The sequence below is a fragment of the Nocardiopsis dassonvillei genome, assembly GCF_964273065.1.
GTDB classification, from domain to species: domain Bacteria; phylum Actinomycetota; class Actinomycetes; order Streptosporangiales; family Streptosporangiaceae; genus Nocardiopsis; species Nocardiopsis dassonvillei_B.
The window spans coordinates 4,118,380-4,139,612 of the sequence record NZ_OZ186815.1; the positions used below are offsets into that span (position 1 = coordinate 4,118,380).

General features: G+C 72.8%; 20 protein-coding genes. 6 read left to right on the forward strand and 14 right to left on the reverse strand.

Translation table 11 applies throughout. From position 1 onward, the window contains the following. The first annotated feature begins 309 nt into the window (after positions 1-309). Positions 310-1,461, forward strand: coding sequence for an LPXTG cell wall anchor domain-containing protein (locus ACSUPR_RS18390; RefSeq protein ID WP_436885881.1), 1,152 nt, complete (start codon positions 310-312; stop codon positions 1,459-1,461). Between the two features lie 393 nt (positions 1,462-1,854). Beyond that, positions 1,855-3,108, forward strand: coding sequence for a hypothetical protein (locus ACSUPR_RS18395; RefSeq protein ID WP_436885882.1), 1,254 nt, complete (start codon positions 1,855-1,857; stop codon positions 3,106-3,108). Positions 3,109-3,178: 70 nt separating this feature from the next. Here ACSUPR_RS18395 and ACSUPR_RS18400 read toward each other — a convergent pair whose 3' ends face one another. The 6 genes from ACSUPR_RS18400 to ACSUPR_RS18425 form a co-directional block, all read right to left on the reverse strand. After that, on the reverse strand, positions 3,179-3,814 hold the full coding sequence (locus ACSUPR_RS18400) for a response regulator transcription factor (protein WP_436885884.1): 636 nt from the start codon (positions 3,812-3,814) through the stop codon (positions 3,179-3,181). A gap of 498 nt (positions 3,815-4,312) precedes the next feature. Beyond that, entirely contained in the window at positions 4,313-5,668 is a 1,356-nt protein-coding gene (locus tag ACSUPR_RS18405) for a sensor histidine kinase (protein ID WP_436885886.1), read from the reverse strand. A gap of 6 nt (positions 5,669-5,674) precedes the next feature. Then, positions 5,675-6,424, reverse strand: a complete 750-nt coding sequence (locus tag ACSUPR_RS18410) for an ABC transporter permease (RefSeq protein ID WP_436885888.1) — start codon at positions 6,422-6,424, stop codon at positions 5,675-5,677. Then, entirely contained in the window at positions 6,421-7,377 is a 957-nt protein-coding gene (locus ACSUPR_RS18415; RefSeq protein ID WP_436885889.1) for an ABC transporter ATP-binding protein, read from the reverse strand. The genes ACSUPR_RS18410 and ACSUPR_RS18415 overlap by 4 nt, the downstream gene beginning before the upstream one ends. A gap of 246 nt (positions 7,378-7,623) precedes the next feature. Then, positions 7,624-7,827, reverse strand: a complete 204-nt coding sequence (gene bldC / locus ACSUPR_RS18420) for a developmental transcriptional regulator BldC (RefSeq protein ID WP_013155387.1) — start codon at positions 7,825-7,827, stop codon at positions 7,624-7,626. Positions 7,828-8,527: 700 nt separating this feature from the next. Continuing rightward, positions 8,528-9,361, reverse strand: coding sequence for a hypothetical protein (locus ACSUPR_RS18425; protein WP_436885890.1), 834 nt, complete (start codon positions 9,359-9,361; stop codon positions 8,528-8,530). A gap of 301 nt (positions 9,362-9,662) precedes the next feature. Here ACSUPR_RS18425 and ACSUPR_RS18430 point away from each other — a divergent pair, with 301 nt between their 5' ends. Continuing rightward, on the forward strand, positions 9,663-9,884 hold the full coding sequence (locus tag ACSUPR_RS18430; protein WP_436885892.1) for a DUF3073 domain-containing protein: 222 nt from the start codon (positions 9,663-9,665) through the stop codon (positions 9,882-9,884). A 153-nt stretch (positions 9,885-10,037) separates the two neighbouring features. On the opposite strand, the gene purM is transcribed toward ACSUPR_RS18430, so the two are convergent. From purM to ACSUPR_RS18445, 3 genes are all read right to left on the reverse strand, one after another. Continuing rightward, positions 10,038-11,099: a phosphoribosylformylglycinamidine cyclo-ligase gene (purM, locus tag ACSUPR_RS18435; protein WP_436885893.1), complete on the reverse strand. Its 1,062-nt coding sequence runs from the start codon at positions 11,097-11,099 to the stop codon at positions 10,038-10,040. Between the two features lie 113 nt (positions 11,100-11,212). After that, complete coding sequence (gene purF, locus ACSUPR_RS18440) at positions 11,213-12,709, reverse strand: amidophosphoribosyltransferase (protein ID WP_436885895.1); 1,497 nt, start codon at positions 12,707-12,709, stop codon at positions 11,213-11,215. Positions 12,710-12,711: 2 nt separating this feature from the next. Next, positions 12,712-13,173, reverse strand: coding sequence for a sterol carrier family protein (locus tag ACSUPR_RS18445; protein WP_436885896.1), 462 nt, complete (start codon positions 13,171-13,173; stop codon positions 12,712-12,714). A gap of 415 nt (positions 13,174-13,588) precedes the next feature. Between ACSUPR_RS18445 and ACSUPR_RS18450 the strand changes: the two genes are divergently transcribed. Further along, positions 13,589-14,206: a DUF47 domain-containing protein gene (locus tag ACSUPR_RS18450; protein ID WP_436885897.1), complete on the forward strand. Its 618-nt coding sequence runs from the start codon at positions 13,589-13,591 to the stop codon at positions 14,204-14,206. A 155-nt stretch (positions 14,207-14,361) separates the two neighbouring features. Further along, positions 14,362-14,817, forward strand: coding sequence for a PaaI family thioesterase (locus ACSUPR_RS18455; RefSeq protein WP_436885898.1), 456 nt, complete (start codon positions 14,362-14,364; stop codon positions 14,815-14,817). Here the strand turns inward: ACSUPR_RS18455 and ACSUPR_RS18460 are convergent. Next, the gene (locus ACSUPR_RS18460; protein ID WP_436885900.1) at positions 14,804-15,769 is read right to left on the reverse strand and encodes a nucleoside hydrolase; all 966 of its coding nucleotides are present in this window, start codon (positions 15,767-15,769) and stop codon (positions 14,804-14,806) included. The two genes, ACSUPR_RS18455 and ACSUPR_RS18460, sit on opposite strands and share 14 nt — an antisense overlap. Before the next feature lie 410 nt (positions 15,770-16,179). Here ACSUPR_RS18460 and ACSUPR_RS18465 point away from each other — a divergent pair, with 410 nt between their 5' ends. Then, positions 16,180-16,521 carry an SH3 domain-containing protein gene (locus ACSUPR_RS18465; RefSeq protein ID WP_436885901.1) on the forward strand — a complete coding sequence of 114 codons (342 nt, stop codon included), beginning with the start codon at positions 16,180-16,182 and terminating at the stop codon, positions 16,519-16,521. Between the two features lie 790 nt (positions 16,522-17,311). Here the strand turns inward: ACSUPR_RS18465 and ACSUPR_RS18470 are convergent. The 4 genes from ACSUPR_RS18470 to pstC all read right to left on the reverse strand — a co-directional run bounded on the left by ACSUPR_RS18470 (position 17,312) and on the right by pstC (position 21,129). After that, positions 17,312-17,743 (reverse strand): VOC family protein, encoded by a 432-nt coding sequence (locus tag ACSUPR_RS18470; RefSeq protein ID WP_436885902.1) that lies wholly within the window; start codon positions 17,741-17,743, stop codon positions 17,312-17,314. A gap of 538 nt (positions 17,744-18,281) precedes the next feature. Further along, positions 18,282-19,061 carry a phosphate ABC transporter ATP-binding protein PstB gene (gene pstB / locus ACSUPR_RS18475; protein ID WP_436885904.1) on the reverse strand — a complete coding sequence of 260 codons (780 nt, stop codon included), beginning with the start codon at positions 19,059-19,061 and terminating at the stop codon, positions 18,282-18,284. 32 nt (positions 19,062-19,093) lie between these two features. Continuing rightward, complete coding sequence (gene pstA, locus ACSUPR_RS18480; RefSeq protein ID WP_436885906.1) at positions 19,094-20,167, reverse strand: phosphate ABC transporter permease PstA; 1,074 nt, start codon at positions 20,165-20,167, stop codon at positions 19,094-19,096. Continuing rightward, a complete protein-coding gene (gene pstC, locus ACSUPR_RS18485) occupies positions 20,164-21,129 on the reverse strand; it encodes a phosphate ABC transporter permease subunit PstC (RefSeq protein WP_436885908.1) in 966 nt (321 codons plus the stop codon). The genes pstA and pstC overlap by 4 nt, the downstream gene beginning before the upstream one ends. Between the last annotated feature and the right edge of the window lie 104 nt (positions 21,130-21,233).

Here is a 21,233-nt window from a genome sequence, read left to right on the forward strand (position 1 = left end):
GCCTTTGCGGAGGGTAGTCGGAGCCTTTCCTGTGACCTTCTTGTTATCCATTTTCGGATGTTTTCGGTCATTCTCCCCGTGTATGGTTTCCGTGAGGAAACGGGAAGTTTCCCGCATCGGCTCCGCAGGCCCTTCCGTCCGGGACCGCAGTCGATTCTCCCTGGTGAAGGCCTTGTTGCATGCCTTCCCGAATCCCCATCCGACCCCTGGTCCCAGTCCCCCGCGCAGCGCGGCCGCACCCGCCCTTGAGCGTTGCACTGAACCAGGCCGACCCGGCGAGCACGGGTCGGGGTCCCCTAGAGGATTGATTTGAAGACCACTTCGAAAATCGCCGCTCGCCGCATCATCCAGGGCGGTGCCGCTTTCGCGGCCCTCGGTGCGCTGAGCATCGCGACGGCCCTTCCGGCCGCCGCCGACGTCGAGCAGTACGGCTGGGCCTACGCCGCCTCCGAGGGTGGCGCCGGCTTCGTCGAGACCCAGGACGGCACCGCCAGCGACTCCTTCTCCGTCGACTACGGCTGGGCCTCCTGGTCGGGCACCACCACCGCCTCGGTGGGCGCCGACGGCGTCCGCTCCACGGTCGAGGTCCCCTCCGTCCGCATCCAGATCACCGTCACCGACGTCGAGGACGACGAGCTGGAGAAGGAGGAGGAGAAGGACGAGGAGACCGACGAGGAGGTCGAGCCGACCGAGGAGCCCACCGAGGAGCCCACCGACACCGACGGTGACGACTCCGAGGGCGACGACACCTCCGGTGGGGAGGGCGGCGAGGCCGAGGAGCCCGCTCCCACCGCCCCGGCCGAGGGTGGCACCGAGACCCCGGTCGAGACCCCGGAGAGCTCCCCCGAGGCCGAGGGCGGCGCCGACGCCGACGCCACGGTCCTCCAGCTCGACGAGACCAACAGCGAAACGGTCGCCGACTCCGACGAGATCCTCGTCGAGGCCACCATCACCGGTATCTCCGTCAGCACCTTCAAGAGCTGGGACGGCTCGGTCTCCTACAGCATCAACGAGGGCACCGTCAGCAACGTCACCGCTCCCGAGGGCGTCAACCTCACCGTCACCCCCGACTCGTACCAGTGGGAAGAGACCACTGACTTCGAGGGCTACCTCTGGGACGACGCCTACGCGATCCTCGACTACGACCTCAAGGTCGACGGCGAGCTGGTCGACTACATCACCGTCGCCGAGACCGGTGTCGGCACCCTGACCCTCAACGAGGGCGAGAACCCCGACCCGGGCGAGGAGAAGCCGCGTCCGGAGCAGCCCTCCAAGCCCGAGGGCGACGACAAGAAGCCAGCCGTCAAGCCGTCCGAGGCCCTGGCCACGACCGGTAGCCCGATCGGCGGCCTGATCGCCGCCGGTGCCGCGATCGCCGCCGGTGGTGGCGCCGCCGCCTACCTGGCCCGCCGCAAGAAGACCGCCGCCGTCGAGGCTCCCGCCGAGCAGAACGACAACTAGGCACACGCCACCGCACCACCGGCCCTGACCCGCCGGTGACACGGTGACCGCCACGGCCCCGGGGACCCCTCCCCGGGGCCGTTCGCGTTTCCCGGATCCCGTGGAACTCCCCGGTGCCGACGGCCGTTGAATCCGTGTCCGGATCCTCACGGTGGGAGATCACACGGAGGGGAACGGTTTCCGTTTCGTGACCGAGCCGTTAGGCTCGACCGTGCGGGCGCCCAGCGCCCCGAGCCCCGCACGGCCCCTTCCCCGGGGCGGGAAGGCCGTCGTCCCCGCCGCCCCGCGTGCCGCGACCCGTGCGCGGTGCCCCCCGTGAACCCCGCCCTCCGGGCCCGGTCACGGGACCGGCCGTACGGCCGGACATCCCCCAGTAGCTACAGGAGTGCCGTGGTGACCCCCGCCAGAACGACAGCACACCGCTTCCTCGGCGGCGCCGCCGCGACCGCGCTCGCGGCCGCGCTCGCCCTGACCGCCGCCGCGCCCCCGGCCGCCGCGGCCGCCGCCGCGGTCGACCCGCTCGTGTGGGGCAACGCGCAGGCCTGGGCCGCCAACGGCGACGCCGTCTCCGGCTACTCCACCGCCGTCAGCTTCGGCGGCGCCGACGAGGAGCGCGGCGACACCGACGAGGTGTACGGCCCGCTCGCCCCCTACATCGAGGTCGAGGGCTCCAGCCGTACCGTCGTCGACGGGGAGGGCGCGACCGCCACCGCCACGGTGGAGTCGGCCGTCCTGCGCCTCACCGTCGTGGACCTGGTCGCCCTCGGCATGATCGACGTGCCCTCCGACACCGACATCGCGCCCTCGGGCGCCGACACCGCCCCCTCCTCCTCCCCGGAGGACGCCCCCTCCGGTGACGGCGAGGACCCGCTCACCCCCTACTGGGACGCGCCCACCCCGGAGCGCGAGGAGGACCCCCGGCCGCAGCAGCCGCCCACCGACGAGGACCTCCCGTACTTCAGCGAGGAGGCGGAGAGCCCCCACCCGCAGAGCCCCTCACCGGGCGAGAGCCCCTCGGACGGCGTCATCGCCCTCGACGACGCCGACACCCGCCGGGTCTCGGCCGACGACAACGCCCTGGAGGTCTCCGTCGCCGACGTGGCCACCACGGCCTCGGCGGGGTTCTCCGGGCACACCGGCACCGGGTTCGACCACGGGGCCCTCAGCGCCTTCGGGGTGCCCGTGGAGGGCCTGCGGCCCGGGCGGGCCGTGGTCGTCGAGCACACCCTGGAGATCATGGACAAGGAGGGGGAGACGGTCCGGCAGGTCCCGGTGGAGGTCGGCTTCGCCCGCGTCCAGGAGACCTTCGACGACGAGGACCCGGACTGGCGGGGCAAGGGAGCCCGCTCCCGGCTCGTCGTCTCGGTGAGCGTCGGCGGCGCCGGGGACGGGAACGGCTTCTCCGTCGACTTCGCGGACTCCTGGGCGCTGGGCTCGACCTACGCGGCGGGCGCCTCCCCGTCCCCGAGCGGCCGTGTCGACACCTCCCCGCAGGCGCAGGAGCGCTCCAACAACAGCCTGGCGATGACGGGCAGCTCCCTGGCCGCCCTGATCACCGCGGCGCTGGTGGCGGTCGGCGGCGGCTCCACCGCCACCTTCCTGGCCCGCAAGCGCACCAGCGCCATGGACGACCGACTCGGCGACTGAGGCCCGGGCGGGGCCGCCCCGCACCTGCGGCCGCTTCGGCGCCCGCACCGGCGGCGGGGCCGGGCCGGGCTCAGAGCCAGCCCTTCTCGTAGGCCACCCGCGCCGCCTCAGTGCGGTTGCGGGTACCGGTCTTGCCGATGGCGGACGACAGGTAGTTGCGGACGGTGCTCTCCGACAGGTGCAGGCGGGCCGCGATGTCGGCGACCGTGGAGCCGTCCACGGCGGCCGCCAGCAGCTGGCGCTCCCGGGCGGTCAGCGGGTCGGGCTCCGAGCCCAGCGCGGCGGCGGCCAGGGCCGGGTCGACCACCGTCCCGCCCGCGGCCACCCGCCGGATCGCCGCGGCCAGCTCCTCCACGGGCCCGTCCTTGCCGAGGAACCCGGCGGCTCCCGCCTCCATCGCCCGGCGCAGGTATCCGGGGCGGCCGAAGGTGGTGACGATGAGGACCCGGCAGGACGGCAGCCGCTCCCGCAGCTCCGCGGCGGCCTCCAGGCCGCTGCACCCGGGCAGCTCGATGTCCAGGACGGCGACGTCCGCGCGGTGCTCCACCGCGGCGGGCACGACCGCCGGGCCCTCGCCCACCATGGCGACGACCTCCAGGTCCTCCTCCAGGCCCAGCAGGAGGGCCATCGCGTCGCGCATCATCCCCTGGTCCTCGGCCAGCAGGACCCGGACGGGGGAGGGGGCGGGGACGTCGGTAGCGGTCATGCGGCACATCTTAGGGAACGGGGCCCAGGCGCTCGCACCCCTCCCGGCGGACCCGCCGATCCCCGCGCCCGCGCCTCCAGGCACCGCCGTCCCGGGGAGCCCCCGGCCCCCGTCCTTCCGGGCCGGGCGCGCCGCCCCGGTGTTCTCGCGGCCCGGGCGTTTCCGGTGCTCCCGGTGCCGGGCGTCTCCGGGAGATCCGGCGCCGCCCCGGTGTTCTCGGCGCCTGCGCCGCCCCGGGCGTCCCCGCCGTACCCGGCTCTCCGGCACATTGGGGCTCTGAACCCGCCCGGGGGCTCCGGGGCCGCCCCGACCTCGTTGCCCCGGGCGGCCCCCGGGCCCCTGACCTCCCCGCCGCGCCCTCGTCCCCGGCACAGCCGCCGCCTCCGACGCCTCCGCCGCTCCCGGCACCTTCGTGACCCCGGTGGTCCGTCCTGTGGGACCCGGCCGTCCCATCGGCCACGGGGAGCCCGGCCGTCCCGGCAGCCCCTGGTGCCTCCGCTATTCCCCGTGCCCCGGGGGACGCCGGTCCGCGCCGCCGTCTCCGGCCGCTCCGGTGCCCCGGTCGGCCCCGGGGGGCCCGGCCGTCCCGGCGGTCGCGGCAGGCTCACCGGCGGGGGAGACCGGCAGCTCGGCCGCCACCCGGAACCCGCCCCCGGGCACGCCGCCGCTCTCCAGGCGCCCGCCCGCCAGGGCCAGCCGCTCGCGGAGCCCGGCCAGGCCGTTCCCGCCGACCCGCGCTCCCTCCCCCGTCCGTGGGACGTCTCCGGCGCCCGGGCCCTCCCCGGCCGACGGGGACCCTGCGGGCGCGGTCCCGCGCCCGTCGTCGGTCACGGTGACCCGCACGGCACCGCCGGAGTGCTCCACCTCCAGCTCCACCGACCCGGCGCCGCTGTGCCGCAGCACGTTCGTCACGGCCTCGCGCACCACCCAGCCCATGACCGCCTCCGCCTCCGACGGGGGCGGGGGACCCGACCGCCGCACCGCCAGCGCGACGCCCGCACCCGCCAGGGCCGAGCGGGCCCGCTCCAGTTCCAGGGCCAGCCCGCCGTCCCGGTACCCGGACACCGCCTCCCGGATCTCGGTCAGGGACCGCCGCCCCACCTCCTCGATGTCGGCGGCCTGCGCGGCGGCCGCCGCCGCGTCGCGCGGGGCCAGCCTGCGCACCGCCTCGGCCTTCACCACGATCACCGACATGCTGTGCCCCAGCAGGTCGTGCAGGTCGCGGGCGAACCGCAGCCGCTCCCGGTCCACCGCCGCCAGGGCCAGTTCCTCCCGGGTCCGGCGCAGCTCCCGCACGGTCTCGCCCAGCCCGATCAGAGCGGACACCATGATCCCCGAGATGAACGTCCCGTACCCGGAGATCATCGGCAGCCACAGGGCGTCGCCCCGGTGCCCGGCGATCACCCCCGCCGCCCCGCCCAGCACGATCAGCGCCCCCACCAGCGGCACCGCCGGCAGGGCGGTCCCGCAGGCCAGCGCCGCCATCATGAACAGGAACACCCAGGTGTCGCCGTAGACCAGCGCCAGCACCGTGGTCAGCGCCGCCTGGGCGAGGAGCAGGGCGGCCAGCCCCCGGCCCGCGTACCGGGGCGGGGAGAGGTCCCGGGTGACCACGGCGGCGTACAGGGCCGAGACCGCCACGAGTCCGGCCCCGCCGAGCCAGGGCCAGGGCGCTCCGTCGAACAGGTCCGTGACGGCGCCGGCGGTCAGCAGCAGCCCGGGCAGCAGCGCGGTGCGCCCGGGCGGCCCCGCCGCCGCGAGCGACAGGTCCGCGCCCCCGGCACCGCAGCCGTCGTCCCCGCCGCCCGCGGCGGTGGTCCCGGCGGCTCCTCCGCCGCCCCTCGGCCGGTCCATGGGGCCCTATCCCTTCGTCGCCGGTCGCAGGAAGGAGTGCACCGCGTAGGCCCCGAACACCAGGGTCCACCCGAGCAGTCCCGCCACGGTACCGGCCGCGGGAGCGCCCCCGGCGACGGTGTCCCACCCCAGAGCCCCGAAAAGGTGGCCAGGGGACCACGCGGCCAGGGCCGCCAGCACGCCGGGGAACTCCGACAGCGGGAACCACAGGCCGCCGAACAGCGCGAGCACCAGGTTGACCACGATGTTCGTCGTCCCGGCCGCGGAGGGCGACAGCCGGTACCCGTTGGCGATGCCCAGCAGTACGAACGGCAGCGACCCGGCCCAGAGCAGCAGCGCCAGCGCGACCCACTGCCAGGCCTCCAGCCGGACCCCGTTGAGGACCGCCCCGGTCGCCAGGACCAGGAGCACTGCGGGCAGCACCATCAGCGACCCGGTGAGCGCCCGTCCGGCCACCACGGTCCACGACCGCAGCGGCAGCAGCCGCAGCAGGCGCAGCCAGCCGGTGGACTTGTCCTCGGCCACGGCGGTCCCGGCCGACAGCCCCGCGCCGAGGGCGCCGTAGGCGGCCAGGCCCACCATGGAGGCCACCGCCCAGCCGGGGTCGACCGGGCCGCCCCCCTGGCCGATGCTGGTGAACAGCACGTACATGAGCACGGGGGTGCCCAGGCCGAAGACCACGAAGCCGGGGTCGCGGTAGGTGCGGCGGACCTCCAGGCCGACGTAGGCGGTCAGCAGGGCGGCGGTGCGGTTCATCGGTCGGCCTTTCGGGAGGAGGAGGCGGTTCCGCGGTCGGGGGTCCCGCCGGGTCCGGAGGTGATGCCGATGAAGGCCTCCTCCAGGTTCGCGGTGGCGACCTCCAGGTCGCGCACCCGGCCCAGGGCGGCCAGGGCGTGCACGGTCTCGTCGGAGTCGGTGGTGCGCAGCCGTACGCGGCCGCCCAGGTCCTCCACGGACACCACCCCGGGCAGCCGCTCCAGCCCGGCGGGGCGCTCGGCCCCGGCCGGCAGGGCGAAGGACACGACCCCGGTGCCGAACGAGCGGCGGATCCGCTCCGGGGCGTCGTCGGCGATGACGCGCCCCCGGTCGATGACGACGACCCGGTCGGCGTTGAGGTCGGCCTCGTCCAGGTGGTGGGTGGAGAAGAGCACCGTGGTGCCGCGGTCGGTGAGGGCGCGCACGGACTCCCAGAAGGAGCGGCGGGCGGCCACGTCCAGGGCGGCGGTGGGCTCGTCCAGGACCAGCAGGTCGGGGTCGCCGACCAGGGCGAGGGCGAAGCACACCCGCTGGGTCTGGCCGCCGGAGAGGCGGTCGGCGCGGCGGCGGGCTACCGCGGTCAGCCCGGCGAGCTCCAGCGCCTCGGCCACCGGCAGGGGCGCGCGGTGGGTACGGGCGACGAACCCGACCAGCTCGCGGACGGTGACCCGGGGGATCGGCCGGATGTCCTGGAGCATCGCCCCGACCCGGCCCGCGTCGACGGCCGCGCGGGGGGAGGCGCCGAACAGCCGGACGGTCCCGGCGGTGGGGGCGTCCAGGCCCAGCAGTATGTCGACGGCGGTGGACTTGCCGGCGCCGTTGCGGCCCAGCAGGGCCACCCGCTCGCCGGCGCCGACGGCGAGGTCCACGCCGTCCAGGGCGCGCACCGCGCCGAACTCCTTGACGACCCCGTTGAGTGTCACGGCCGGGGGTGCCGTGTGCGTCCTGTCCATGCCCCGAACGCTACGGAGCGGCGGCGGTCCGCTGTAGAAGGAAATGTACGGACCCCGCCGGTACGAATGTCCCATCCGCAGGTGGGGGCGGGCGCTGGGGGTGCGGCTCCGCCGGGGCTGACCCGGGAACGCAAGGGGGCGGGCCTTCTCGGTGAAGGCCCGCCCTCGGGTCTTGTCAGCCTGTGTCGGCGGCCGGGAGTCCGACCGGCCGGTTCCCCCCGGAATCAGCGACTCGGACCGGGGAGATCACTCCGTACGCTGGCTGGGGATGCCGGCCAGCAGGGCACGGACCTCCGTCTCACGGTAGCGACGGTGTCCGCCCAGGGTGCGGATCGAGGTCAGCTTGCCCGCCTTGGCCCAGCGCGTCACGGTTTTGGGGTCCACGCGGAACATGGTGGCAACCTCGGCGGGGGTCAACAGGGGCTCCGCCTCGGGCGTGCGAGTTGACATGTGTACGGCCTCTCCTCCTGGATCTGTGTGCCGATCCTTGAGCCTGTGATCCTGGCGCTTCGCCCGGATGACCAATATGTGTCCATACTGGCATCACCCGAGGTGATGGTGCAGCCACTTTCAGCAACTTTGCTCAGGGGAGGCCCCGGGAAGCCGTCCGTGGCTGCGTCACGCTAAGTGATTCTAGCGACACGTTTAGTGGCATGTGGCGTATTCGGTCAAAACTTCGTTCTCGGGCCTCGTTTTTCTCGATCCGGAGAACACGAAGTGCTACGGAGGTCTGACCGAAACCCCGGGTCGGACCCGCGGTCGCCGGGTCGGGCCTCCGTTCGGTCCGCCGGGGGAGGGCGGGGCCGTCGGCGGCGGGATTCCCCCTCCGCAGGCCGCTCGGGAGCGGACGGATTGCGCGGGATCGCCCGCGCCGTAGGGGTTCTCCGATGGTCGGTGGTGCTTTCAGTGATCGGACGACTACAGTCTACGTCGATCCCTAACGGGCGTTATGCCCAGTTTCACCACGCTTGATGTCGTGCGCGGGCGACGTCCGGGCTCGCACCGTTGTCACGTGCGCAAACGACCCCGGCGGGCGAAAAGAAACCTGGTGTACCAGGTTGGCGGGCGGCGCGTCGCGGGCGTGTCGACCCCCGAATTTCACGACGGAACCGGAGTCGGTGTCCATGAAAACCTGGGCATCCCATCACCCTCAGTTGGCGTGCTCGAGGGCGCGGATCGACCTCCAGCGGTGCAGCAGCCGGTCCCGGAGCTCCACCACCCGCTCCGCGTCGCCCGCCGCCAGCGCCCCCACCGCCTCGGCCACCTCCGCCACGGACCGCTCCCCGGCCAGCTGCGCGTCGTCGAGCAGGTGGACCAGCCCGCCGTAGTCCAGCTCCAGCAGGGAGGCCGGGTGGGCCACCGACCGCAGCCAGTCCACCAGCCGCTCCGTGGCGGCCGAGACGGCGTGCCGTCCGATGTGCTCGGTCAGCACCGCCTCGGTGCGCTCCAGCCGCTCCAGGGCCGTCGCGACCCGCGTCAGGTACAGCAGGGCCCGGGTCGGCCCCGCCGACGGCACCAGGCGGCGCTCTCCGTCCGCGAAGGGCACGAACCAGGGCACCGGCACCGTCCAGTTGCTCGACAGGATCCCCGGCCGGATGCGCTCCCCCGAGGCCCGCCACTCCCGGTACCCCTCCTCGACCCGCTCGGCCTCCCGTTCGGGCACGAACACCCCGCTCAGCGACGGCGGCGTCCGCTCCGCGAACTCCGTGAACGCCCGCCAGGACCGCAGCCGGGTCTCCCAGGGGCACACGTACAGCCGCCCCTCCACCCGGCGCAGGTAGGCGTCCCGGCTCTCCTCCCGCGGGGCCACCAGCGGAGGCGTGACCACCAGGCGGCCCAGCGCCTCGGCCTGCTCGGCCGCCAGGGCCCGGGCCCGGCGCGGCCGGCCGGGGGAACCGGAGTACTCCTCCCACCGTCTCCTCTCGTCCGGCGCGAACGAGTCGATCGGCTGATAGACGCGGAGATAGGCGGTGTAGGGCAGCACGGAACGCATCGTGGCACACATCCCGCCGTGTGGCACTCGCCACGCCCGAATCCCGTATCCCCCGCTCGGAGCGGGTTTCCGGGGGGCCGACCGGCGGCGGGCCGGGCCGTCCCGGGTCCCTCCACCACATCCGTCACACCCGGGTGGCGTAGGCACGGCGGGGCCCGACCAGGTACGGTTGTACGTGTACGTAAGCTGACGCCTGTCGTCAGTCGCGTTTGACGGCCGTCAGCCCGTTAGTGCGGGTTAGTTAAGTGATCCGGGGTTCCGTCGGAACCCCATCGTTGAGGGGGTCGAGCCAATGGGGCGCGGCCGAGCCAAGGCCAAGCAGCAGAAGGTCGCCCGGAAGCTCAAGTACAGCACCGGTGGGACCGACCTTGATCGGCTGCGGTCGGAGCTGGGTGTCGCTGAGGATGAGGGACCGACCGGACCGGGTCCGGACGATTCCTACGCGGATTCTCACGATGACCTGATCGACCGCTACGCGGATCTCGCCGAGAAGTACACGGAGTCCGACAAGTAGGCAGTGCGTCGGACGGGGCTTCCAGGTCGCTCGGACAAACACGACAGACCTGCGGACACCACCGGTCCCCCACCAGGGACCGGGCCGGACAGGTGGATATAGCCGGTGCGAACCACTGCGGTGGTTCGCACCGGCTATGTTCGTGTCCTCTTCTCACGCGCGGGGGTGGTCGCCGTTCAGGTGCGCCAGCCCGGAACCCGCCGTGACCGTGCCCAGGCGCCAGGCCGGGACACCGCGCTCGGAGAGCACCTCCAGGGCGCGCTCCTCGTCCTGCGCCGCGACCACCGCCACCATGCCCACGCCCATGTTGAACGTGGCCTCCATGTCCTCCCGCGACACGCCGCCCTTCTCGGCCAGCAGGCCGAACACCGGGGCGGGCGTCCAGGTGGAGCGGTCCAGCACCGCGTCCAGGTGGCCGGGCAGCGAGCGGGCCAGGTTGGCCGCCAGCCCGCCGCCGGTGATGTGCGAGTACGCGTGCACCTCCACCGCGCCGGTCAGCGCCACGCAGTCCCTGGCGTAGATCCGGGTCGGGGTGAGCAGCGCCTCGCCCAGCTCCCCGCCCAGCTCCGGCACGTGGGCCGTCAGGTCCAGCCCGGCGGTGTCCACGATGTGGCGGATCAGCGAGTAGCCGTTGGAGTGCGGGCCCGAGGACGCCATCGCGATGACGGCGTCGCCCTCGCGGACCCGGTCCGGGCCCAGGATCGCGTCGCCCTCCACCACGCCGGTCCCGGCGCCGGCCAGGTCGTACTCCTCGGGGCCCATCGCCCCGGGGTGCTCGGCGGTCTCCCCGCCGATGAGGGAGCACCCCGCCTGGTGGCAGCCCTCGGCGATGCCGCCGACGATCTCGGCGATCCGCTCGGGGACCACCGCCCCGCAGGCGATGTAGTCGGTCATGAACAGCGGCTCGGCGCCGCTGACCACCAGGTCGTCGACGACCATGCCCACCAGGTCGATGCCGATGGTGTCGTGGCGGTCCAGCTTCTGGGCGAGCAGCACCTTGGTGCCCACGCCGTCGGTGGAGGTCGCCAGCACCGGGTCCTTGTACCTGGTGGTGTCCAGGCGGAACAGGCCCGCGAAACCGCTGGCGTCGGTGACCTGCTCGGGGCGCCGCGTCCGCGCGACATGGCGCTTCATCAGGTCGACGGCGCGCTCCCCGGCGGCGATGTCGACGCCCGCGGCGGCGTACGCCCCCGTCGCCTTGCTGTCGGCTGCCACGCGAGTTCTCCTCGTGCTGTGATGGTTGGTGCTCGTTGATGCCGGACGGCCGCCGCACCCCGGGGTCCGGGGCACGGCGGACGGCGCGCACGGCGGGACCGCCGTGCGGACGGCTACTTGGTGCTGGTGGCCAGGGTCGAGCCCTCGGGCGTCCCGCAGGACTTCTCCAGCAGGTACTTGCCGCGGGCGGCGGGGTCCACCTCGATCGGGTAGACGCCGTCGAAGCAGGCCCGGCACAGGTCGTTCTCGGGCACCGTGGTGGCGGCGATCAGCTCGTCCAGCTCGACGTAGGCCAGGCTGTCGGCGTTCACGGACGCGGCGATCTCGTCCACCGACAGGTTCGCGGCGATGAGCTCGGCGCGGGTGGCGAAGTCGATGCCGTAGTAGCAGGGCCACAGCACGGGCGGGCTGGAGATGCGCACGTGCACCTCCGCGGCGCCCGCGTCGCGCAGCATCCGCACCAGCGCGCGCTGGGTGTTGCCGCGCACGATCGAGTCGTCCACGACCACCAGGCGGCGGCCCTCGATGACCTCGCGCAGCGGGTTCAGCTTGAGCCGGATCCCGAGCTGGCGCAGGGTCTGGCTGGGCTGGATGAAGGTCCGGCCCACGTAGGAGTTCTTGACCAGGCCCTGGGCGAACGGGATTCCGCTGGCCTCGGCGTAGCCGACCGCGGCGGGCGTGCCGGACTCGGGCACCGGGATGACCAGGTCGGCGTCCACCGGGTGCTGCCGGGCCAGGCGGCGGCCCACCTCCACGCGGGTGGAGTTGACGTTGCGCCCGGCGATGGTGGTGTCGGGACGGGCCAGGTAGACGTACTCGAACAGGCAGCCCTTGCGGCGGGCGGGCGCGAACCGGCGGGACCGGACGCCGCGCTCGTCGATGGTGAGCAGCTCGCCCGGCTCGATCTCGCGGACCACCTCGGCGCCCACGATGTCGAGGGCGGCGGTCTCGCTGGCGACCACCCAGCCGCCGGCGCCGGAGGTCTCGCCCAGGCGGCCCAGGACGAACGGGCGGATGCCCTGCGGGTCGCGCGCCGCGTACAGGGTGGTCTCGTCCATGAACACCAGCGAGAAGGCGCCCTGGACCTGCGGGAGCAGCTCCATGGCGGCCTCTTCGACGGTGCTGCCGTCGCGGGCCCGGGAGGCCAGCAGGTTGGTGAGGACCTCGGTGTCCGTGGTCGCGTTGCGCCGGGTGTCGGGCAGCATCGCGGCCAGTTCCGGGGTGTTGATGAGGTTGCCGTTGTGGCCGAGTGCCAGACCCCCCTCACGCGCCGTGTAGAAGGTCGGCTGCGCGTTCTCCCAGACCGGCGAGCCGGTGGTGGAGTAGCGGCAGTGGCCGATGGCGAGGTGGCCGCGCAGGGAGTCCAGGGTCGCCTCGTTGAAGACCTGGGAGACGAGTCCCATGTCCTTGTAGACGACGATCCGTTCCCCGTCGCTCAAAGCGATGCCCGCGGACTCCTGTCCGCGGTGCTGCAAAGCGTAGAGGCCGAAATAGGTGAGCTTGCTGACTTCTTCGCCGGGAGCCCAGACCCCGAATACACCGCAGGCGTCCTGCGGGCCGCGTTCGAGCGGATCGAGGTCCATGGAGAGCCGGCCGTCGGAGTACGACACGCTCACAGCTTAGTGCCTGGGGATGAGGGCGGCACCACCCGGGGCCACAGGGGCAGGTGTCCGGACAGGTCGGAACGGGTGCCGCTGGCCTGTACCCCCCCGTCCGCGACCGCCTGCGCCCAGGCGGTTTCGCCCACGGCCAGGCGCAGCCAGACACCGGGGGAGGTCTCCACCACACCGGGCGGGGTGCCCCGGGTGTGACGTGGGCCCTCGATCGCCTGTACGGCTCCGTGCGGGGGGACGCGGATCTCCAGGGAGTTGCCGGGCGCCCGCTCGGCGAGCAGCGCCAGGGAGGCCCGCACGGCGAGCTTCACCAGGGGGCGGGCGGCCCCGGGGGCCAGCGCGGTGCGGACGAGCAGGGCCACGGCGTCTTCGGCGCCGAGGTTCTCGCGGGTGGTGGCGCCCGCCTCGGCCAGGGCCAGCCGGACCCGGCGTACCAGGGCGGGGGTGAGAGTGGACGGCATGCCCCGAGCCTAGGGTCCTCCTCCGACGTGGGCGGAGACCCCGCCCCGGGTCAACGCCGGGATGAATGAAGGGGATACTTGCCATTGCCGCCCAATGGCCTGAAAGTGGACACCGGAGAACCGGGGGTTCGGCGTCCGCCGGGCTCCCACCGATCGAGTGATTCGTGTCTCAGCGTTCCGCTGGTCAGCGGGCGCGGAACACGGTAGCGTCCCGAACCGTCCCGGTGTCGTTGAGATTGGGAGGAATGCGATGGACCCCGTCCCCCAGGGAGATCCACGCACCGGTTCCGCCGGATGAACGAGGGGTGACCGCGCACGGGAGCGTCGCGGAGACCCCCCGCTTCCCGACGAGCCGCTCGGCGGACCCGCTTAACATCCACCAGGTAAGACCCACCGCACCATCGGGAGAGACGACGTGCGCCTGCGTTTGCGCCCGCGTGATGACAGTTACTACGAGATGTTCACCGATTCGGCGAACAACCTGGTCATCGCGGCCCGCCTGCTGGTGGAGCTGATGAGTGACGGGGCCGACCGCGAGGCCATCACCGAGAAGATGCGCGCCTGCGAGCACGCGGGCGACGACGCCACGCACGCGATCATGCGCCGCCTCAACAAGAGTTCGGCACCTCCCATGCACCGCGAGGACATCTACCGTCTGGCCTCCAACCTCGACGACGTCATGGACTCGATGGAGGCCGCGGTCGACCTCATCGGCCTCTACGGCCTGGACCGGCTCCCCAAGGGCATCATCGACCAGATCGAGGTGCTGGAGCGCGCCGCGGAACTGACCGCCGAGGCCATGCCGCGGCTGCGCAGCATGAAGGACCTCACCCGGTACTGGATCGAGATCAACCAGCTGGAGAACCAGGCGGACCGGATCTACCGAAAGCTCCTGGCGAAGCTGTTCAGCGGCGAGTACGACGCGCTGACGGTGCTCAAGCTCAAGGACGTCATCGAGGAGCTGGAGGAGGCCGCCGACGCGTTCGAGCACGTGGCCAACACGGTCGAGAGCATCGTCGTCAAGAACGTCTGACCCCGCCCCTTCCCCGGGGAGCCCCGCGGAGCCGGGGCCTCGGCGGCGGCCGCGCGGACGGGTGTGGGAGCCTGCACCACGGGCCCTCCTCCGGCGGAGGAGGGCCCCGGGACCCGCACCGGGACCGACGAGCGCACAGGAGAGGCAGGACCGCCATGCCCGCCGAGGAGCCCGCACCGGAAGCCGCCCTCCCGGGTGGGGCCGACGCCCTGGCCCTGGCGGCGTCGGTCCTGGACGCCCAGCCCTTCAGCAGGCTGCTCGGCGCGCGGATCACCCGCTTCGAGCCGGGCGGCGCCGTCCTGGAACTGGACGTCCGCGACGAGCTGCTCCAGCAGAACGGCTTCCTGCACGGCGGCGTGCTCTCCTACGCCGCCGACAACGCGCTCACCTTCGCCGGCGGCACCGTCCTGGGTCCGTCCGTCCTCACCGGCGGCTTCGGCATCGAGTACCTGCGCCCGGCCCGGGGAGTCCGCCTCAGCGCCCGCGCGCACGTCGTCGAGCACACCCGCCGCCGCGCCCTGTGCCGCTGCGACCTGGTGACGGTCGACGCCGGGGGCGGCGAGACGACCGTCGCCGCCGCCCAGGGCGTCATCACCCTCACAGGCCGGTGATCTCCCGGCCCGGGGCGGTCTCCCGCGCCAGCAGGCCCCTGACCAGCGTGTAGAACGCCTCCGCGTCGACCTCCTCGACCACCCGGGCGTTGGGCTCCAGGCCGTGCACGCCCCAGGACATGGCGGAGTAGCCCCGGGTCAGCTCCCCGGCGGTCTCCACGTCCACGTGGTACGGCGAGGCCCTGAGGACCAGCTCGGGGTGGAGCAGCACGGCGGCGGTCAGAGAGTCCGGGTGCGTGGTGCCGTCGATGCCCACCCTGCGGTCGAACTCCAGCGTCGCCGCGCAGATGCGGGTGAAGAACCGCGACAGCGGCGTGCCCAGCGCGGCGATCTCGTCCAGGCGCTCCTGGCCGAACACGGCCTGGCGCAGCGTCAGCGGGTCCCACGGCACCACGGTGATGTCGAACCCGGCGGCGAACACGGCCTTGGCCGCCTCGGGGTCCACGTAGAAGTTGAACTCGGCGGCGGCGGTGATGTTGCCGCGGCCGTTGTTCGACCCGCCCATGACGAACAGCGACTTCACGTTTCGCGCGAACGCGGGGTCCTTCACCACGGCGGCGGCGATGTTGGTGAGCGGGCCGATCGCCACGATCGACAGCTCGCCGGGGTTCTCGGCGGCCATCCGCACCAGGGCGTCCACGGCGTGCTCGGCCTCCGGCTCCAGACCCGCGTGGTCCATGGCCAGCCCGCCGGAGCCGTCCCCGTGGACGTCCTCGGCGCTCACCCACGGGCGCACCAGCGGCCCCCGGCAGCCCAGGTACACGGGGACCGGGGTGTCGACAGCGGCCACGTTCAGCGTCATGAAGGCGTTGCGGACCTGCTGCTCGAAGCCCACGTTCCCGGCGACCATGGTGATCGCCCGCAGGTCGGCCGCCGGGTCCAGCAGGCCGACCAGCAGGGCGACGCAGTCGTCCTGCGCGGTATCGGTGTCGATCACCAGCGGCACGGTCATGAGGTTCCCCCAACAGACGACGGGAGCCCGCCGCGGGCCCCCTCCCGCCTCCATTCAACCCCGGTCGCGGGCCCCGTTCGATCCCGTGCCGCACCGCCGCCGGCCCCGGGCCGACGGCCGCCCGGCGCGGAACCGGGGCGCGGAGGGTTCCGGGGCTCGCTCGCATTTGGTACCGAGTCTCTTTTCGGGGTCCGAAGCATAATCCGGACAAAGGGTCGAGTCAACCCTTGAAAGAAGTCGGGGTGATTTTTTCCCGGAGAATGCCGAGAAGGTGGCCTGATGTGGTCGAAGTCATGCGCGGAATGGGCTTTCTCGTTACTCTGATCGTGGATTCCGGCGGTCTGCCCCCTATCGGAGCCCGTCCTCGGCCGAGGTCTCTCGATCAAGCCGTTGAATAATGGAGGAAACCTGTGAAGGCTACGAAATCCCGCCGTGTCGCCCGGGGCCTGGCGGCCGCGGCCCTCGCCGCCGGCACCGCCGTCATCGGACTGTCCGCCCCGGCCCAGGCGGCGCCCGCCCCGGAGCAGGTGCCCGCGGCCGCGACGATCTGGTGCACGTACAAGGTCAGTGCCAGCGGCGGGCTCAACGTCCGCAGCGGCCCCGGGACCGGCTACGCCGTCGTGGGCTCGCTGGCCAACGGCGCGATCGTGAACGCGACCCAGTCCACCACCAACGGCTTCCGCCAGCTCGGCACCAACCGCTGGGCGTCGGCCACCTACCTCGTCAAGCAGTCGGGCAACTGCTTCACCTGATCCCCGGACCCCGGCCGGGCTCCCGCCCGGCCGGGGCGGTGCGCCCTTCGCCACCCCAATGGGGGAGTTGTCGGGAAACGTATTTCCCGCCCCGTTTCCTGGTTGTCCGAAATGGATCCGGAGAGATATCGGATATATTATCCGGATCGCCGGTGGGGGCCTCCGGTTCTTCCTCGGGTCCTCCGGATTCCTCTCCGTGCGTGCCCGTTCGGCTCGGAACGCCGCCCTTCGCCGAGGGGCGTCCCGTAAGCGGTCCTGCCGTGGGATGACCTCGGCTGTGGCCGGTGCGATCACGGGATCCGGGCCGTCCCTGACGGTCCCGTTCGCCGGGTCGGGCCCGTGTGCGTTCGGCCGGCCGGTGACGCATCCGCGCCGCGGGGGTGTCGACGCCCCCGGCCGGGGGCGGACGCGGAAGCCGCCGCCGGCGGACCGGACCCTCCTGGCAGCCGCGTACCGGGGGGCCGACCTGACGGTCCGGCGACCGGCGCCGCTGTTCGGGCCGTCGGGGCCCGCCGCCCGGGCGAGGAACCGTCCGGCCGGAAGCAGGCCCACGACGCAGCGCACAGGCGGGTCCGCGCCCGCGTCGGGCACTGCCTCGCCCGCATGGGGACGTGGAAGTCCCCCGCGACCGCCGCCTGCGCGGCGACGGCGTCCACCACGCCGCGCCCGACACCGCCCGCCCGACACCGCCCGCCCGCACGGCCCCGCTCTCACGGAACGGCCCCTGCCGTATGCGGGACCCGGGAGGTCCACGGGGGACTGCCCCCGACCCCGCGGTCCCGGAGGGGGTTCAGGAGAGGCAGAACTCGTTGCCCTCGATGTCCTGCATCGTGATGCACGACTCGTTGACGCCGTCGGCGCGCTGCGTCAGCACGTGCTTCCCGCCCAGAGCCGTCAGCCGTGCGCATTCGGCCTCGAGTACGGTCAGGCGCTCGTCACCCACCAGCCCGGCACCGGTCCGCACGCACAGGTGCACCCGGTTCTTGACGACCTTGCCCTCGGGGACCCGCTGGAAGAGCAGGCGCGGAGCCACACCGGTGGGGTCGGTGCACGCGAAGTAGACCTCGTCCCCGGGCGGCAGCGAGCGGTGGTACTCCTCCCACGTGGCGAAGCCCTCCGGGACCGCCGGTACGACGTACCCCAGCACCTCGCACCAGAAATCGGCGAGGCGCGCGGGTTCCGCGCAGTCGAAGGTCACCTGGAACTGTTTGATCGTTGACATCGGCGCAGAGTAACAGGGGCTCTGCCCGTCCCCTCGGGGGCGGGTCCGCACGTTGCCAGGAGGAGGCCCCTGCTGTCCGCTGCCGTGTCATGCGGTCGCGGGGGCGGACCGGGGCCGGTGTCCACCCGGAAAGGGGCGCCGGGACGCGGTCCCGGCCGGCCGCTCCCGTGCCGCCACGGACCGGTTGCGGGACGGCCCTCGGCTCCGGGGCCGACGGGACGGCGTTCCGGGGGACCGGACGCGCGGGATTCTCCGCAGCGCGAAAGGGGGCCCGTGGAACGGACCCCCTCGGGAGAGCGGACGCCGCCGGGCGGTCCGTCCGGAGCGGAGGCCGTCGGCGGCGCGGTGGGCCGCGCCTGGGGTCTGTTTTTTGAGTGCCGTCCTGTTCCGCGGGGGGTGTGTGTGAGGCGCCGGCGGGGTTCGGCAGGCCCGGAGGGGATGTCCGGGGAACGAGGACGTTCCCGTGGGGCCGGGGGTTCCCGCCTTCCGGGGGCGCCGAACGTGGACCGAAGCGGAGCGGAGGTTCGAAAAACACGGTCTAGCCGAAGCGGCCGGTGATGTAGTTCTCGGTGTCCTTCTTGTCGGGCCGGGTGAAGATCTTGTTCGTCTCGCCCATCTCGACCAGCTTCCCCGGCTTGCCGGGCGCCGACAGGTTGAAGAACGCCGTGCGGTCCGACACTCGGGCCGCCTGCTGCATGTTGTGGGTGACGATCACGATCGTGTAGTCCTCCTTCAGCTTGTGAATGAGGTCCTCGATCGCCAGCGTCGAGATCGGGTCCAGCGCCGAGCAGGGCTCGTCCATGAGCAGCACGGAGGGCTTGACGGCGGTGGCGCGCGCGATGCACAGGCGCTGCTGCTGGCCGCCGGAGAGCCCCGAACCGGGCTTGTTCAGCCGGTCCTTGACCTCCTCCCACAGGTTGGCGCCGCGCAGCGACTCCTCGACCAGGTCGTCGGCGGCCGCCTTGCTCATCCGCCTGTTGTTGAGGCGCGCCCCCGCGAGCACGTTGTCGTAGATCGACATGGTGGGGAAGGGGTTGGCCTTCTGGAACACCATCCCGACCTCGCTGCGGACCAGCACGGGGTCCACGTCCGGGGCGTAGATGTCCATGTCGTCCAGGAGCACCTTGCCCTCGGCGCGGGCGCCCGGGGTGACCTCGTGCATCCGGTTGAGGGTGCGCAGGAAGGTGGACTTGCCGCAGCCGGAGGACCCGATGAACGCCGTCACCGAACGCGGCTCGATGGTCATTGACACGTCCTCGACGGCGAGGAAGTCGCCGTAGTAGACGTGGAGTCCGGAGACGTCGATTCGTTTCGCCACTGGATGTTCCTCGTGATTACCGGGTAGGCGGGCTAGCGGGACTTCGGCGCGAACAGGCGGCCGATTATGCGGGCCAGGAAGAAGAGCAGCATCACCACGAGGATGAGCGTCAGCGCCGCCGCCCAGGCCCTCTCGTAGTTGACCGCGCCGCCCATGCGGACCTGCGAGTAGATGAACACGGGAAGGCTCATCATCTGCCCGTCGAACAGGTTCCAGTTGATCGACACCGCCGAGGACCCCGCGGTGAGGATCAACGGCGCCGTCTCACCGATAACGCGCGCGATGGCGAGCATGATTCCGGTGGTCAGTCCGGCGGCCGACGTGGGCAGCACCACCTTGGTGATGGTCCGCCACTTGGGCACGCCCAGCGCGTAGGACGCCTCGCGCAGGTCCTGGGGGACCAGGCGGAGCATCTCCTCGCTGGAGCGCACCACGACCGGGATCATCAGCACGGCGAGCGAGATCGCGCCGGCCGCGCCGTTGGTCTGGCCGGGGCCGAAGAGGATCATCCAGAGGGCCACCACGAACAGCCCGGCGACGATGGACGGGATGCCCGTCATGACGTCGACGAAGAACATGATGGTGCGCTTCATCCGCCCGCGCGCGTACTCCACCAGGTACACGGCGGTCATCACACCGATCGGCACCGAGATGAGCGTGGCCATGCCGGTGATGGCCAGGGTCCCGACGACCGCGTGGTAGGCGCCGCCCGCGTCCATGCTCGGCAGGACGCCGTTCATGGACACCGTCAGGAAGTACCCGTCGAACCGGGCCAGGCCGTTGCCGAGCACCGTCCACAGCACCGACACCAGCGGCAGCAGCGCCAGGGCGAAGCATCCGTAGACGACGGCGGTGACCAGGCGGTCCTTGGCCTTGCGGCCGCCTTCGACCCGCGCGGAGGCCGCCACCGCGATCACCGTGTAGGCGAGGGCGGTGAGCAGGCCCCACAGGGCGAACCCGAAGGAGGAGAAGGCCAGCAGGACGCCCGCGACCACGGCGGCCGAGGAGGCCAGCAGGACGGGCGGGAAGTAGCGGGGCAGCGAGCCGTTGCGCAGGTCGCGGCGGGGGGTGCCGGGGCCGGCGGGCTGAGCGGTCGTCAGGCTCATCGGGACTCCTTGCTGCCGCGCGCCACGATGTAGCGGGCGCCCATGTTGACGACCAGGGTGATCGCGAACAGCACCAGGCCGGCGGCGATCAGCGCGGACACGCCGTAGCCGGTGGCCTCGGGGTACTGGAGCGCGATGTGCCCGGCGATGGTCTGGTTGCCGCTCTGGATCAGGTTCCAGGAGATGGCCAGGGACGGGGAGAGGATCATGGCGACGGCCATGGTCTCGCCCAGGGCGCGGCCCATGCCGAGCATGGCGCCGCCGACGATGCCGGACCTGCCGAAGGGCAGGACGGCCAGCCGGATCATCTCCCAGCGGGTGGCGCCCATGGCCAGGGCGGCCTCCCGGTGCCCCTGCGGGACCTGGTGGAACACGTCGCGGGACATGGCGGTGATGATCGGCAGGATCATCACGGCGAGCACGATGCCGGCGGTGAGGATGGTGCGGGCGGAGGTGGAGGCGGGCCCGGCGAAGAGCGGGATCCAGCCGAGGTTGCGGGCCAGCCCCTCGTAGACGGGGACCAGCTGGGGGGCGAGGAACCCGATGCCCCACAGGCCGTAGACGACGCTGGGGATCGCGGCGAGCAGGTCCACCAGGTAGCCCAGCAGGGCGGCGAGCCGGCGCGGCGCGTAGTAGACGATGAACAGCGCGATGCCGATGGCGACCGGGGTGGCCAGCAGCAGGGCGATCGCGGCGGCCAGGACGGTGCCGAACGCCAGGGCCCCGACGCCGAAGGCGGGGTTCTCGCGGACGTTGGCGTCCCAGGCCTGTTCGGTGAGGAAGTTCGCGGTGTTCGCGCTCAGCGACGGCCAGGCCTGAACGATCAGGAAGGCGGCGACCCCGGCGAGGATCACGAGGATCAGGATGCCCGAGCCCCGGGCGAGCCCGGCGAAAGCGGCATCGCCGATCCGGCGCTTGCCCCTGGGCGGCGGTGCCACCGTGGGCGCGTCCGTCGTCGTCATGTATCGGCTCCGGTTCGGAAGGGTTCAGCGCTGCCCACCAGCCCCCTGCGGGTGGGCTCCGGACCCTTGTCGGGTTCGGGTGTCCTTCCCGGGGGTCGCCCCGC

Bases quoted from the DNA above. Each gene is read 5' to 3' on its own strand.
- ACSUPR_RS18400 (WP_436885884.1), bottom strand. From the start codon at position 3,814: ATGACCGCTACCGACGTCCCCGCCCCCTCCCCCGTCCGGGTCCTGCTG.
- ACSUPR_RS18405 (WP_436885886.1), bottom strand. From the start codon at position 5,668: ATGGACCGGCCGAGGGGCGGCGGAGGAGCCGCCGGGACCACCGCCGCG.
- ACSUPR_RS18410 (WP_436885888.1), bottom strand. From the start codon at position 6,424: ATGAACCGCACCGCCGCCCTGCTGACCGCCTACGTCGGCCTGGAGGTC.
- ACSUPR_RS18415 (WP_436885889.1), bottom strand. From the start codon at position 7,377: ATGGACAGGACGCACACGGCACCCCCGGCCGTGACACTCAACGGGGTC.
- bldC (WP_013155387.1), bottom strand. From the start codon at position 7,827: ATGTCAACTCGCACGCCCGAGGCGGAGCCCCTGTTGACCCCCGCCGAG.
- ACSUPR_RS18430 (WP_436885892.1), top strand. From the start codon at position 9,663: ATGGGGCGCGGCCGAGCCAAGGCCAAGCAGCAGAAGGTCGCCCGGAAG.
- ACSUPR_RS18445 (WP_436885896.1), bottom strand. From the start codon at position 13,173: ATGCCGTCCACTCTCACCCCCGCCCTGGTACGCCGGGTCCGGCTGGCC.
- ACSUPR_RS18455 (WP_436885898.1), top strand. From the start codon at position 14,362: ATGCCCGCCGAGGAGCCCGCACCGGAAGCCGCCCTCCCGGGTGGGGCC.
- ACSUPR_RS18460 (WP_436885900.1), bottom strand. From the start codon at position 15,769: ATGACCGTGCCGCTGGTGATCGACACCGATACCGCGCAGGACGACTGC.
- ACSUPR_RS18470 (WP_436885902.1), bottom strand. From the start codon at position 17,743: ATGTCAACGATCAAACAGTTCCAGGTGACCTTCGACTGCGCGGAACCC.
- pstA (WP_436885906.1), bottom strand. From the start codon at position 20,167: ATGAGCCTGACGACCGCTCAGCCCGCCGGCCCCGGCACCCCCCGCCGC.
- pstC (WP_436885908.1), bottom strand. From the start codon at position 21,129: ATGACGACGACGGACGCGCCCACGGTGGCACCGCCGCCCAGGGGCAAG.